The 12,808-nt window shown below is 44.4% G+C and carries 10 protein-coding genes; 7 read left to right on the top strand and 3 right to left on the bottom strand.

Annotation, left to right across the window (positions count from 1 at the left end; all coding sequences use genetic code 11):
* Nucleotides 1–153 precede the first annotated feature (153 nt).
* Together ACYTXU_RS11595 and ACYTXU_RS11590 are read right to left on the bottom strand one after the other, a co-directional pair.
* The gene (locus tag ACYTXU_RS11595; RefSeq protein ID WP_462206943.1) at nt 154–2,466 is read right to left on the bottom strand and encodes a TonB-dependent receptor; all 2,313 of its coding nucleotides are present in this window, start codon (nt 2,464–2,466) and stop codon (nt 154–156) included.
* A 77-nt stretch (nt 2,467–2,543) separates the two neighbouring features.
* The gene (locus ACYTXU_RS11590) at nt 2,544–2,816 is read right to left on the bottom strand and encodes a hypothetical protein (protein ID WP_462206942.1); all 273 of its coding nucleotides are present in this window, start codon (nt 2,814–2,816) and stop codon (nt 2,544–2,546) included.
* Between the two features lie 187 nt (nt 2,817–3,003).
* On the opposite strand from ACYTXU_RS11590, the gene ACYTXU_RS11585 reads away from it, so the two are divergent.
* From ACYTXU_RS11585 to ACYTXU_RS11575, 3 genes are all read left to right on the top strand, one after another.
* Nucleotides 3,004–4,314 carry a threonine/serine exporter family protein gene (locus tag ACYTXU_RS11585; protein ID WP_462206941.1) on the top strand — a complete coding sequence of 437 codons (1,311 nt, stop codon included), beginning with the start codon at nt 3,004–3,006 and terminating at the stop codon, nt 4,312–4,314.
* A gap of 74 nt (nt 4,315–4,388) precedes the next feature.
* Nucleotides 4,389–4,883: a thermonuclease family protein gene (locus tag ACYTXU_RS11580; RefSeq protein WP_462206940.1), complete on the top strand. Its 495-nt coding sequence runs from the start codon at nt 4,389–4,391 to the stop codon at nt 4,881–4,883.
* A complete protein-coding gene (locus ACYTXU_RS11575; protein ID WP_462206939.1) occupies nt 4,868–5,749 on the top strand; it encodes an aspartoacylase in 882 nt (293 codons plus the stop codon). The genes ACYTXU_RS11580 and ACYTXU_RS11575 overlap by 16 nt, the downstream gene beginning before the upstream one ends.
* A 13-nt stretch (nt 5,750–5,762) precedes the next feature.
* Here ACYTXU_RS11575 and ACYTXU_RS11570 read toward each other — a convergent pair whose 3' ends face one another.
* Nucleotides 5,763–7,880 (bottom strand): serine/threonine-protein kinase, encoded by a 2,118-nt coding sequence (locus ACYTXU_RS11570; protein WP_462206938.1) that lies wholly within the window; start codon nt 7,878–7,880, stop codon nt 5,763–5,765.
* A 363-nt stretch (nt 7,881–8,243) separates the two neighbouring features.
* Here ACYTXU_RS11570 and tagH point away from each other — a divergent pair, with 363 nt between their 5' ends.
* The 4 genes from tagH to icmH are packed head-to-tail and all read left to right on the top strand — an operon-like array spanning nt 8,244 to nt 12,807.
* Nucleotides 8,244–9,629: a type VI secretion system-associated FHA domain protein TagH gene (gene tagH, locus ACYTXU_RS11565; protein ID WP_462206937.1), complete on the top strand. Its 1,386-nt coding sequence runs from the start codon at nt 8,244–8,246 to the stop codon at nt 9,627–9,629.
* Nucleotides 9,630–9,638: 9 nt separating this feature from the next.
* Nucleotides 9,639–10,100 carry a type VI secretion system lipoprotein TssJ gene (tssJ, locus tag ACYTXU_RS11560; RefSeq protein ID WP_462206936.1) on the top strand — a complete coding sequence of 154 codons (462 nt, stop codon included), beginning with the start codon at nt 9,639–9,641 and terminating at the stop codon, nt 10,098–10,100.
* A gap of 9 nt (nt 10,101–10,109) precedes the next feature.
* Entirely contained in the window at nt 10,110–11,453 is a 1,344-nt protein-coding gene (gene tssK / locus ACYTXU_RS11555) for a type VI secretion system baseplate subunit TssK (RefSeq protein ID WP_462206935.1), read from the top strand.
* 43 nt (nt 11,454–11,496) lie between these two features.
* A complete protein-coding gene (icmH, locus tag ACYTXU_RS11550; protein ID WP_462206934.1) occupies nt 11,497–12,807 on the top strand; it encodes a type IVB secretion system protein IcmH/DotU in 1,311 nt (436 codons plus the stop codon).
* Nucleotide 12,808 lies beyond the last annotated feature (1 nt).

The raw sequence follows: 12,808 nt of genomic DNA, 5'->3' as shown, positions 1-12,808 counted from the left end.
TCCTCCATTATTATTGTTGGTTAAAATATAACCAGTGCAAAAAGAGTATAGGTAATTTAAAGGGGGATAGCCAGCTTCAGAAGTAGCTTAAAAGGGAGAGCAAGTAATGGGAAAGCCCATTACTTGCCGATGATTGAAATTAAAGGGATGATATTAAAAAGTCCAGCGGAACCCGGCGGTCAGTGAGCGTCCGGCGCGTGGGGCTCTGTCTTTCAGGAAAGAAGAGTGATCACGGATTTCTTCATTGGCCAGATTTTGGCCGCGCAAGAACAGGAACAACTCTGAGTCGTCATAGAAAACGTTATAACCAACATCCAGATTAATCAAGGTATAGCCATCAGTTGGTAGCTCGTCCTCTGCCAAACGATCTTGATCAAAAACTTTAATCGCGGTCAGGTTGCTGGTGAACATGTCGTAATCCAGGCCTATAGAACCGCCCAGGCGCTTAGCTGGAATACGTGGTAAGTAAGATCCATCATCCAACTTTGCAATGGTGTAGTCGCCAAATAGGCCAGTACGGATAACCGCTAAACCATCGCTGGCGAAGGTCCAGTTTATTTCAGCTTCGGCACCCTCAAAAGTGGCATCGGCCTGACTGTAAACAAAGACAGGTAGCTCTTCGTGTTCGTGCACTTCGCCCGGAGCTGGCTCGTGTTCTTGGTGAGCAAGGAAGATATAGTCATCAATACGGTTATGGAATACCGAAACCGATGCGCTAGTAATATCAGAATTGTAACGAATACCAATATCAATATTATTAGCGGTTTCTTTACCTAAATCAGGATTGCCCACTTCTATACTGGCGGTTGCCAGATGTGGTACATAATTGGCTTCATCATTCCCTGCATTGGAATACAGCTCTTCTACCGCAGCGAAACGTTGTGCGCGAGTGATATTAATGGGTAAGGTCCAATCTTCATCAATATGCAGCAATGAACCAAAAGCAAAGCTGAAGGCATTATCATCACGTTGCCCGAACATGTCGGTGGTAATCGTCTGCTTGTCATAACGAGCGCCCAGTTCCGTGTGCCATTGGCCTACTTCATACTCTTCCAGCCAGAAAAGGCCAAGTTTCTCGGTATTGGAGGCGGGAATATAAGCTTCATCGCCAAGCGTCACAAAGTCGCTGTCGGAGTATTGCAGACCAAAAGCGCCCTGCCAGCCACTCCAGGCATCATGAACAAGCTCTAATCGAGTTTCTTGTGCATCATTTAAGAAGGTGGTGCCGATTTCAACACCTTCAATTTCCTGGTGTTTATAATCGGTACTGGCGAATTGCAGACTTAAACTTCTGAAGCCATCGAAGGGGTCATTCCAGCGACCCTTCATGTCCCAGCGTTTTTGCCGAAGATCCAGACGCACTGCTTCCTCAGCTGGTTCAGGCTCTACGATAACAGATTCATCATGATGCTCAGCATGACCAGGTAAGCCATAGTTTCGTTCATAATCAGAGTAAGACATACCCCAGTAACCAGCATCAGAAATATAGGAAAATCCCACACTGCCGCCTTCGCTATCGGTATCACTGTTTTCAAGAATACCAGAGGCTTCTTCGTCATGCCCTGCTTCGCCTTCGGCTTCTTCAAGTTCACGTAAATAATGAGATTCGGCAAAGCCTGGAATTTCCACTTCATCCGTTTCTGATTTAAATGCATCAATGTTAAAAGCAAGGCCACCTTTGGCAGTTGAAAAAGTGCCTACGGTGCTACGTTCGCCGGTAGCAGAGTCGCCAAGGCGAACTTCTACGCCGCCTTCAATGCCGTCCGGTAGCTCGGTTGGGATACGGTTATCCACTACGTTGACTGCGCCGCCGACTGCACCGCCACCATAAAGAAGTGTTGCTGGTCCTTTTAGAATTTCAACGCGTTTGGCAAGCAGTGGCTCTGCCGCAATCCAATGATCAGGACTGGCGTTGGAAGCATCTTGAGTCGCGCTGTTGTTACTTAGAACAGTGACGCGGTTGCCCTGTTGCCCGCGGATGACCGGACGGCCAGCGCCAGCACCAAAGCTGGAAAGATTGACACCTGGCACTTCCGCCAGAGTTTCACCGATATTGGTGCCGCGTTTTTGAGTTAATTCTTCACCACTGATAATTACTGCTGGAGCAGCCATTTCAAGAATCGTGTGTTCCAGTGGGTTGCCGGTAATGACCAGAGTTTGGGTATCGGAATAATCAACAGTAACGGTCAGGCTTTCACCGGTATGTTGTACAGCTTTGTTGATATGGCCCTGTTTGCCGCCTTTGATATCAAGGACATAGCGACCTGTTTCGAGGTCGGTAAATTCAAAACGACCATTTTCATCGGTAGTCACCGATTGATTTTGTGAAGAGATAAAGATCTCAACATTAGCCAGCGGCTTCCCTTCACTATCTTGAAGGACGCCAGAAAGAGCGGAGCTCTCGGCAGCTTGGGCCTGTTGGCTTAAAGCTACGGATAACATTAAAGCGATAGCAGATAATTTCATACTTAAAATTCCTCATGCGAACAGACCTGCGTCTATTCGGTTAATACACAAATAAATAAATCGAAAAAATTGAGAAATTAAGCTGAAACTGGTGGGGCGCGGCCGCGGTAGCCCGTTTGTGGACGGGAATGAGTTACAGGTGTTGGCCAAGCTAGAGTATGCTCCGCAATCAGGCTAGGAGACGGCACCACGAGTTGCGCAGAACTGCTGTGACTATCTTTAAACGTTTGATAGAGACAGATCGCACAATCGCTGGTCTCATGATCGGGAGCTTTAGCATGAGCAACACCTACCAGCGCCATGCCTAGCAAAGCGACAATCAGTAGTATGTGTTTAATGGATTTGCTCATGTATTTCGACTCCTCTTACAGAGGCCCTATATACTATAGACCTTATAACTCATAGGCAATCCGATATTAGCGGATTAATGTTACAAATAGTGATCAAAAACAGGTAGCATGAGGCGAAGAATCCATGTTCCGGTCTAACCTCAAGGATGATTGTAGAGGGAGAACCCAGCATCAATGAGTGACAAATATGAGTGAAAAGGCAACCGAGCAAATTCCTGACTCTATTTCCGAGCGCAGGCTCGATAAGGTACCTCATTTTCCCAATCGCCATGAGCCTGTGGGCTTTATGCTACGTCTGGTCAAAGCGTTGCATACCTATGGCGTGCCCAGCTATGAATTAGAGCGCTTGTTGACCAATGTGGCTGAACAGCTTGGCTATGGTCTGCAGTGTATTGCGGTACCGACCAGTATTACCATGACCTTCATGCTGGAAGAAGATAAGCCACAAACCTACGTGATTCGCTCAAATTCGGGTGAAGTGGATGTGGATAAGTTGAGTCGCACTATGGATGTGGCCTACGCAGTGATCAATGACGAAATGACCACTGAAGAAGGTGCTATCCAGCTCAATGACATCACAAAGTCAAAACCGGTACACAATCGTTACTGGACCATAATCTGCTTTATGCTGGTTTCAGCCTCCATTGCCAGGATTTTTAATGGTGGCTTATTGGAAGTCATTACCGGAGCAGTGATTGGTTTGTCGGTAGGCTTGCTGGTCAATATTGGTGGTACGCGCTCGGAAACGGTTGCTAACTTAATGCCAGCGTTAGCTGCCTTTATGGCGTCTGTGATCTCGGTAGGCTTCAATAAATGGTTGGGACTTGGCTCCACTTATATTCCGATTGTTGCTGGAATCATTATTTTAGTACCCGGTATGATGCTGACTATTGCCATGGCAGAATTGGCAACTCAAAACCTGGTCTCTGGGACAGCACGTCTGCTTGGTTCAGCGGTGATTTTTATTCAGATGACGTTTGGGGTGGCGATTGGTAGCCAGCTGGGCAACTTTCTATTTCCTTCTGAAGTCATGACACCCTTGATCCTATTACCCACCTGGACCATCTGGATTGCCATTGCAGCCACTTCCTTTTCATTTGTGGTGCTGTTTCAAATGCGATGGAAGAGCTTCCTGTGGATAGTGGCGGCAGTTTGCATTGCTTATTTTGTGTCGCGTTGGGGGGTGAAGTTGATGAATCCTGCAAGCGGTGCATTCATCGGGGCTTTATCAGTAGGGCTCTTCGCAAATCTGGCTTACCGCATTAAGCAAGTGCCGACGGCAACCTGTTTAATGCCCGGATTCATTATTCTGGTCCCGGGCAGTGTCGGTTTTAAAAGCCTGACTGCATTGTTGGACCACGACATTATTGGCGGCTTGGATACCGCTTTTAATATGATTATTATAGGTATATCGTTAGTAACAGGCTTGTTGATTTCGTCGATTGCGACTTTGCCAAAACCAAAAACAAAAGCAAAGTTAGGTAAGTCCTTGAGTTAATAGGCAATTATGTAAGTTAGGAGTTTGGCTGTTGAGCTAATTAAGCGCATTGATGATAAAGTTGGGGGTGTGACATGATAAGGCGATTGCTGTGCCTGATATTGATATTTTTGTTGACTGGCTGCGAGTCAGTTGGTGCAGAATATCGAGTTAAGTTCGTACAAGATGGCGATAGTATGATTATTTGTTGCGAACAGGGTAATGGTTTTACCGTTCGACTAAAAGATATTGATGCCCCTGAACGTGAGCAACCTTTTGCCAAAAAATCGCGTGTATATCTGCAAAGTTTGGTCATGGGAAAGCCTGTAGAATTAATTGGTGATAAGCGAGATAAGTATGGGCGGTTATTAGTCGATTTAATCGTTGATGGTGAGTCCGTTAATGAAATCATGGTAACTGAAGGTATGGCCTGGCGTTGGCGATACAGCAAGAGTAGAAAGTTAAAAGAGTTGGAAGATATTGCTAGAGAGCAGGAAAAAGGTCTGTGGTCATTGCCCGAAAATAAGCGTATGGAACCGTGGGAATGGCGCAAAAAAAATATGAGGAGAGGCTCATGGAAAGGGAGATAGTTAATAAGGTAGCCATAGTCGGCGGCACGCACGGCAATGAGTACACAGGGATTTATTTACTCGAAAAATACCATGAGTATCCACATCTTCTTCAGCCTAAAACCTTTGACGTTGAATACCTGCTAGCTAACCCTGAAGCTTTCAAGAAAAACCGTCGTTACCTGGATCGCGATCTTAATCGTAGCTTTAAATTATCGGATTTAAAGGACCCACTTTTGGCCGGCTATGAAAACGCTCGTGCCAAAGAGCTCAACGATCAGCTTGGGCCGAAAGGTGACTCTCGCGTAGATATGATTGTTGACCTGCATACCTCAACTGCGCCAATGGGCGTTAACCTGGTGCTGACTAAAACCGACACCTTTCATCTAATGCTGGTCGATTACGTACAACAACGGATGGATGAAGTGACCGTTACGCTGGAACAACAAGCTGACCATCACTTTTTAATGACCGTTGCAGATCGCCATGTGCTGGTTGAAGTAGGTCCTGTTCCGCAAGCCCAGCTCAAACATGAGGTCTTCGAAAGAACTGAACAGGCGGTGCAGCTGATCGTTGAATTTATCGAGCACTATAACCAGCACAAGTTACCGCAACCTTCTGAATCTATCGATATCTATGAATATTTCGGGGTCATGCATTTACCCACTGATCCACTAGGTAATATCTGCGGCATGGTGCATAAAAATATTCAGGATAGAGACTTCCAAACATTAAAGTCAGGCGAACCGATATTTCATTTGTTTAATGGTGAAGACGAATATTATGAAGGTGATGATTGCACCATCAGCTTCATCAATGAAGCCGCCTATTACGATGAAAAGAAAGCCTTCTCAATGTCGAAAAGGCGCACCTACCATATTGGGTGATGTTATCTAGTTGTCAGCTTTGTTCTGTATTATTCTGATTCATCTCATTTAAAATTTCTCGACCACGACTGAGCGCTTTTGCTGCGGCTCGATAGCTACGACTTGCATTCAGTTCGTCAGCACGTTTGAGATAGGCATTGGCCAGCTCATTTTGTAAATCAAGCGATAAACCGAAATTGCGTGGCAAGGTTGAAACCAGCGTAAAAACCTCCTCATCAACCTTCTCTAACTCGCGGGTATTGGAGGCAGCATTAATCTTAATTTTTAATTCATTAATCGGCTTCTGATAAAAAACACTGGCTGCCTTAGTTGGAAAAGATGTATCGGGATTAGTGGATAATTGCTTGCGATAGTCATCGATTTGCTTAGCTGCCAACAGGAAAGTTTCACTTTGTTGCTTTAGCGACTGATAGTCGTTATTGGCAGCAAAGATGGCATCGCCTACTTGTTGGTAGCGGTTAAGCTCAGCAACATCATGCTCGGCTAGCGCTTGCTGGATGCCGTCCAGGAACAGTTGTTGCGCCTGCTGCGAAATTTTTGGCGTCTGTTCTGGAGCAATAGAAAGCAAGGTTTGCTGTAGGGAATAAACATCATCGCCCGACTCGCGTTTTGAATAATCCTGTTGTTCCAACAATTGATTAAACTTTTTTTCCAAAGTCGAAACCAGCTGTTGCTGTGAATCGAGAACCTGCTGTTTAAAGCTACTCAATTTGTGTGAATCGAGTAAATAGTTTTCTGCTTGTGCGATAACTGCTAAAGCTTTTGGGTAATCAGCATAGCCAGACTCTGTCGGCTTTAGAAACTGCTCGGATTGTTGATAAAAATGCTGGTAAATATCATCATTCAGCAGGTTTAGCACGGAGGTTCGATAAACGTTGGGCAATTCCTGAAGTTGCTCAAGCGAAGCTGACATATCGTTCTGGGCAAGCGTCAGCAGTTGCTGATATTGGGCTTCCTGTTGTTGATAAAGTGAAAGTTCAGACTGAGCCTGGTCAATTGTTTGGTTGGAGCTTTGCCATAGATTGATTGCTAAAACAGAAGCGACCAGTGCAGAGGCAGCAATCGCTACCGGCTTAAGAATGCTACGAGTTAGACCCTGTTGAAACTGACTGACTGATTCGGTGCGTTGAGCGTGTTCAAGTTGCAGTCCTTTTTCGAGCCCCTTCCAGTTTATGAAAGAGAGCTTTTGAATTTTTTGTGGCTTTAATTTTTCAGCAAACGCTTTATTGGCTGGTTTACGTGCATACGGGTGCTTGCTGCTTAACATTTCGTAAGTAATGCAGGCCAATCCATAAATGTCATCTTTAACGTCATGGGGTTGCTGGTTGAGCATATTAAGACTGGCATAGGCGGGTGTATAGCCGCCGACTTCATATTCTGGTTCGTCGGAATGAAGTTGCACCGCGTAATCATCGACCTTCTGCTTTAAGCCTCGGGACACACCGAAATCAAAAATCTTAACGCGCTGTTGTTGAGTAATGAAAATATTGCTCGGTTTAAGATCGCTGTGCAAAATCCCTTGTTGATGGGCAAATTCAAGTGCGGAGCTCATCTGTTTTAATATATTGAGCACGCCACTTTTCGGTAGCCCATTGGGTTTGCTGCGCTTAATGATTTGATCGAGAGTTTCGCCCTGTAAGTACTCCATCACGATATAGCACAAGCTGCCTTCTAAAACGAAATCAAGGATCTGGACAATGTTTGGATGGGCCAGCAGACGGGTTTTCTTGGCTTCGCGCTGCATGATGGTCACTGCATCGGGGTGACTGGCAAACTCGGAAGTTAAGATCTTAATCGCAACAAAGGGCTCGTTATCGCCTGCTTTTTCCGCAAAAGAATCAATCGCCTTGTAGACATGACTCATACCGCCGGTGCCGATGAGTTCGACTAAGCGGTAGCGATCGCTGAGCAAATCACCCAATTTGACCTGATCAGTAGTGGGTGTTGATTTATTCCTGGTAGAAAGAGTGTGGGCAGAAAAAGGGGCAGCAGAAAAATCTTGAACTACGGTTTTGTCGTTATCAATCGCTTGTGATTCTGCTTCATGAGAATCATTGCCCTCTAATGGCTTAGAAGGACTGTTATCTTCTTGATTATGCTCGTTTTTATTGTCTTCCGGTGAGTGTTCCATTTGATTAAAACTCTGATCCAATCTTTATCAAGCGCGCTAATCTAACCGATTCTCAAGCAATATTCAATTCTTTAATATATCTGAGAAGTATTTATCAAATATTCCAAAATGAGTTTAAATTGCTGATTAAATCATCTATCATCGGCGCCTAATTTTTTATTCTCTAAGAGATTTACCGACTTTTGTATGCGCAAGCAGCTATCAGGATGGAAACGAAAGGCGGTCATTGAAGGGTCATAAAGTTATATAACATATTGTTATAAAAGTATTTGCATATTTGTTGGACTAACAATCGAATGGCGCAAAAAATTTTGCCGTTTTAGAGGTTAAGTCGAAAAGGGATAAGAACAAAGGTCATAGAAGATGAAGCAATTAACACTTCGAATCACCAGCTTTCACCGTTTAGCTCCGGATCAGGTCGCCACTAAGACCTTTGATCGTGTGGGTGGTGTAATTGGGCGCTCGGCAGATTCAGACTGGGTGCTACCCGACCCAGAAAAAATTGTATCGAGTACGCATGCTGTCATTAGTTTTGAAGCCGGCAGCTATTCAGTCACCGATTATTCAACCAATGGTTTATTTATCAATCGCTCCGTAGAACCGGTTGGTAAAGGTCAGTCTCGCTTATTGCAGGATGGAGATTATCTGCAAATCGGTGAGTATGAAGTCGAGGTTGAAGTCAGAAACCATGAAGCAATGGATTTTGAACACTCCGGTGGCGTACAGGCCCAGGATCACAGCCACTATCAAGCCTCTCCCGACATTGAAGCATCTCCTCACAATGCAGCAATGCCTGCATACCATGAGCTGGCAACTAGTCAGCAAGCAGGTTATGAACCGAGGGCGCATGAATTAAAAGCAAGTCCGAATCCACTGAATGAAAGTTACCGCGCGCCAGCTCCAAAGCAGAACCATACTCCCGCTCCTGTACCGAAGGATGGACCTGCCGAAACTAGAGCGGTAGCTCAAAGTCAGCCAATACCTGAAGAGTGGGAGCAGAGTATTCAGGGAGGTTTTCAGAGTGGGCAGTCTGCGCAACCGCAACCACAGCTCGAACCAAAAGCTGAACCACAAAACGTACCACCGATGCCAACCGAACCTGTGACTCAACACGATGTGACGACTAATCAAGCCACAATCGCCGTAAGCGCAGACAATGCACAAGTTTGTATGGCGGCTCTGCTGAAAGGACTTGGTTTAACTGCAGAAGAAATCCAGCTGAGTAATGAGCCTGAGTTTTATCATCGATTGGGTGCAGCTTTAAGGCTGTCATTGCAAGGTATGCTGGATATTTTACGCGCCCGCGCCAGCATGAAAAGTGAGTTCAGGGTGATGCAAACCACGATTCGAACTCAGGAAAATAATCCTTTGAAATTCTCCATCAATGTCGATGAAGCGATTAGGAACCTGTTTGCTCGACGCATTCCGGGTTTTTTAAGTTGGGATCAGGCAATACAGGAATGCTTTAAAGACATGAGCAGTCATGAGCTGGCATTGATGGCCGGTACCGAAGGTGCGGTGAATGCTGTGCTTGATCAGTTAAGCCCAGAAAATTTTGATGTGGAAGAAGATAAAAATAAAAGTTTGGAGAAGTGGATACCTGTAGCCAAAAAAGCAAAACACTGGGATCGATACAAAGAACAGTATAAGAGAGTCAACGAAGAGTTGGGCAAAGGTTCGGGTAAGCGTTTTTCCGAAGAGTTTGCAGAAGCGTATGAAGCGCAGCTAACAGCATTGGGTGTGAGGTAGAGACAAAATATGCAAGTAATAAATGGAATACAAAAACTAGTCTTGACTTTTGCGGTGGCGGTTGTGCTAACCGGCTGTGGTTTATTAAAAAGTGGTGAAGGGGAAGAAGTCGAGTTGCGTATCAACGTAGCTGAGCAAGTGAACCCAGATGAGCTTGGTCGTTCCTCACCAATTGTTATCCGCCTGTATGAGTTAAAGAAAGCGGTAGCAACAGACGGTATGGACTTTTTCAGTGTCTATGATCAGACCGGCCCCGAGTTTAAAGCAGCTGTTTCAAGCATGAAAGAATTTCAGGTCAATCCTGGCCAAGCAATAGTACAAACGGTATTAACCGATGTATCAACAAAACATCTGATGATAGTGGCTGCATTTAAAGATATTGATAATAGCCAATGGAAGGTGATGCACGACCTTGAACAATCTGATGAGCTAACAATAGCCATAGAAGGTAAAACAATCATTAAGCAATAAGGACATTCGATGAGCAACAAGGTGGTTTGGTCACAAGGCTTATTTTTAACCCCTGAGCACTTTCAGCAACAAGACCAATACAATGAGTATCAGTTAAAGAGAGTGGCAAAATCTTTGTCCAGGCATGGCTTTGGATTAAAGAAACTGACACTCAACAAAGAGCAGCTGTTACAGGGGAAGCTTGGTTTAAAGGAAGCCGAAGGTTTGTTGAAAGATGGTACCTATTTTGCGATTCCTGAGAGAAACCTGTTGCCGTCGCTATTAGACCTATCGGAAGTGAACGACATCAATGATAAGAGAATCATGCTGGCCATTGCAGAAAATGTCGACAATAAGAAATTGGTAGCTCGAGAGATTGGTACCGACTCTAGTAAGCGATACAGAAAAGAGCTCAAGAAAATTAGCAGTATCAATGAAGGCGAAGAGAGTGAGACTGCTATTGAAGTAGCTGAGGAAAGCTATCGACTGATTGTCGAGGGTAAAGGTCAGGATGGTTATGAGTGTCTACCAATCGCAAGAATAAAAGAGAAAAAGCAGGATGGCAGCATTAAGCTTGATGAGACCTTTGTGCCGATTGTGCTAGATGTACATGCGAGCGATGTGCTTAACAGCCGAATGAATAATTTGCTAAGTCTGCTTGATCACCGTAGGGAAAAATTAGCCGCAAAAGTCATGGGTGTTGATAACTCGACAGCGAGCAGTATTCATAACTATCTTATTTTGCAATTACTAAATAAGTATTTAGCCGAGTTACAGCAGTTACTGGAGCAGGAATTCACCATTCCTTATGAATTGTATTTGTCTTTGGTGAGTCTGGAAGCGGAATTGGCAACCTTCTATGGGGCGACGCGTAAGCCGCAAAAACAGATGGCTTACTCGCAAAACATGATTGACGAATGTTTTAACCAGGTCGAGACGACCATTAAGCAATACTTAAGTCACGTGTTAGACGAAAGTGCTCATGAAATAGCACTGGAAGATAAGGGGTATGGCGTAAGAGTTGCTCATATCGATCAGGTAGAACTGTTTAAACAAGCCAGTTTTGTGATTGCTGCTAAAGCTGAAATAGCAACAAGAGAATTAAAAGAGCAATTACCCAGACAAATAAAAATTGGCAGCCTGAGCAATATCCGACAATTGGTTAATGCACAGCTACCGGGAATAAACCTATCGGAAATGTCGGTAGCACCAAGAGAAGTACCGGTTAAAAAAGATTACAGCTATTTTGCAATTGATAGCCGTTCTCCATTGTGGACTGAGAATAGTAACTCAAGAAGTATTGCGTTTCATATTTCTGGTGACTTCCCTGGACTAAATGTGGAGTTATGGGCAATCAAAAATGAACTGTCCTGAGTAATGTATAGGAATAAAAAACGAGAGTGATGATATGAGGGATATGGATAGAACAGTGCTGGTGCCAAGGCCGGGAGGAATACAACGGCCGGTGGATGCTAATGAGCAAACGCTGGAACCTGATTTAAACAGAAGTCAGAAGATACCGTTAAGCGCGTTTAAGATTGGGGTAAATCCGATCATCGATGCTGCTACAACTTTATTGAGTCTTGCTATTGAGTTAAAGCAGGCAACACAAATTAATAATATAAACATGCTGCACAAGCAGTGTATGAGTCATATCAAAGAGTTTGAACAACAACTGAGACAGGACGATATCAGTTCAGAGACGATTGCTGAAGCAAGGTATGCCATTTGTTCGCTGATAGATGAGATTGTTCTTAATTCACCCTGGGGTGCGAACAGTATCTGGAGTACAAAAAGCTTATTAAGTGTTTTTTATAAGCAAACCTGGGGTGGTGAACAGTTTTTCAAAATTATCCATGAAAGAGTCAAGGTAGCGCTCAATAATAAGTATCTGTTAGAGCTGATGTATTTATGCCTACAGCTGGGCTTTAAAGGTAAATACCGAGTAGAAGATAATGGCTTTGAACGGTTAGAAGTTGAAAAGGAGCAACTCTATGCTGTACTAAAAAAACTGCAACCTGAACAAGAAAAAGATCTGTCGCCCCGTTGGCGCAGCAATGTGACCGACCTCATCGAAAAGCAACGAGCAATTCCCTTGTGGGCGGTGGGTATCTTAACCGTAACTATGCTGCTTGGGTTATATCTTTCCTTTAGTTATCAGCTCAGTCAAAAAGCAGAACCTGTCTATAATAGCATCGCTTCTTTAGTGCCGGAAAATAGGGCTAATCAAGCAAGTAGCGAGTCAGTGATTAACTATGCGAAAAACTTGCGTCAATTATTAAGTACAGAAATCGAGCGAGGCTTATTGCAGGTGGTTGAGGATATCGATCATGTTGCAATCATTATTACCAGCAATCAAATGTACTCCTCAGCGAGTGCTCAGCTAAATGAAAACAGTATTGCACTGATCGAAAAAATTGGACAGATTGCGACCACCACGCCTGGTCACATTCAAGTGGTGGGCCATAGCGATGACCAGAAAATATTTACAGCAAAATATCATTCCAATTGGGAGCTTTCTTTAGCCAGAGCTAACTCGGTGGTCAGGATTTTAAATCAGAATCAAAACCTAGCGGGAAGAGTGACAGCAGAAGGACGCGGTGCTGCCGAGCCAAGAGTGGCCAATGACACTGATACTAATCGAGCATTAAACAGACGAGTAGAAATTCTGTTGTGGGTTAAGGACAACTTTAAAGATCAACAAACAGTGGAAGTGAGTGGGCGTTAGT

This window comes from Kangiella sp. M94 (assembly GCF_054926195.1).
The sequence above is the reverse complement of the archived record's forward strand: the minus strand, read 5'-3'. Positions and strand labels throughout refer to the sequence as shown.

Coding starts and splice junctions, on each gene's coding strand:
- icmH (WP_462206934.1), top strand. CDS start 11,497: ATGGATAGAACAGTGCTGGTGCCAAGGCCGGGAGGAATACAACGGCCG.
- tssK (WP_462206935.1), top strand. CDS start 10,110: ATGAGCAACAAGGTGGTTTGGTCACAAGGCTTATTTTTAACCCCTGAG.
- ACYTXU_RS11575 (WP_462206939.1), top strand. CDS start 4,868: ATGGAAAGGGAGATAGTTAATAAGGTAGCCATAGTCGGCGGCACGCAC.
- tssJ (WP_462206936.1), top strand. CDS start 9,639: ATGCAAGTAATAAATGGAATACAAAAACTAGTCTTGACTTTTGCGGTG.
- ACYTXU_RS11585 (WP_462206941.1), top strand. CDS start 3,004: ATGAGTGAAAAGGCAACCGAGCAAATTCCTGACTCTATTTCCGAGCGC.
- ACYTXU_RS11570 (WP_462206938.1), bottom strand. CDS start 7,880: ATGGAACACTCACCGGAAGACAATAAAAACGAGCATAATCAAGAAGAT.
- tagH (WP_462206937.1), top strand. CDS start 8,244: ATGAAGCAATTAACACTTCGAATCACCAGCTTTCACCGTTTAGCTCCG.
- ACYTXU_RS11595 (WP_462206943.1), bottom strand. CDS start 2,466: ATGAAATTATCTGCTATCGCTTTAATGTTATCCGTAGCTTTAAGCCAA.
- ACYTXU_RS11590 (WP_462206942.1), bottom strand. CDS start 2,816: ATGAGCAAATCCATTAAACACATACTACTGATTGTCGCTTTGCTAGGC.
- ACYTXU_RS11580 (WP_462206940.1), top strand. CDS start 4,389: ATGATAAGGCGATTGCTGTGCCTGATATTGATATTTTTGTTGACTGGC.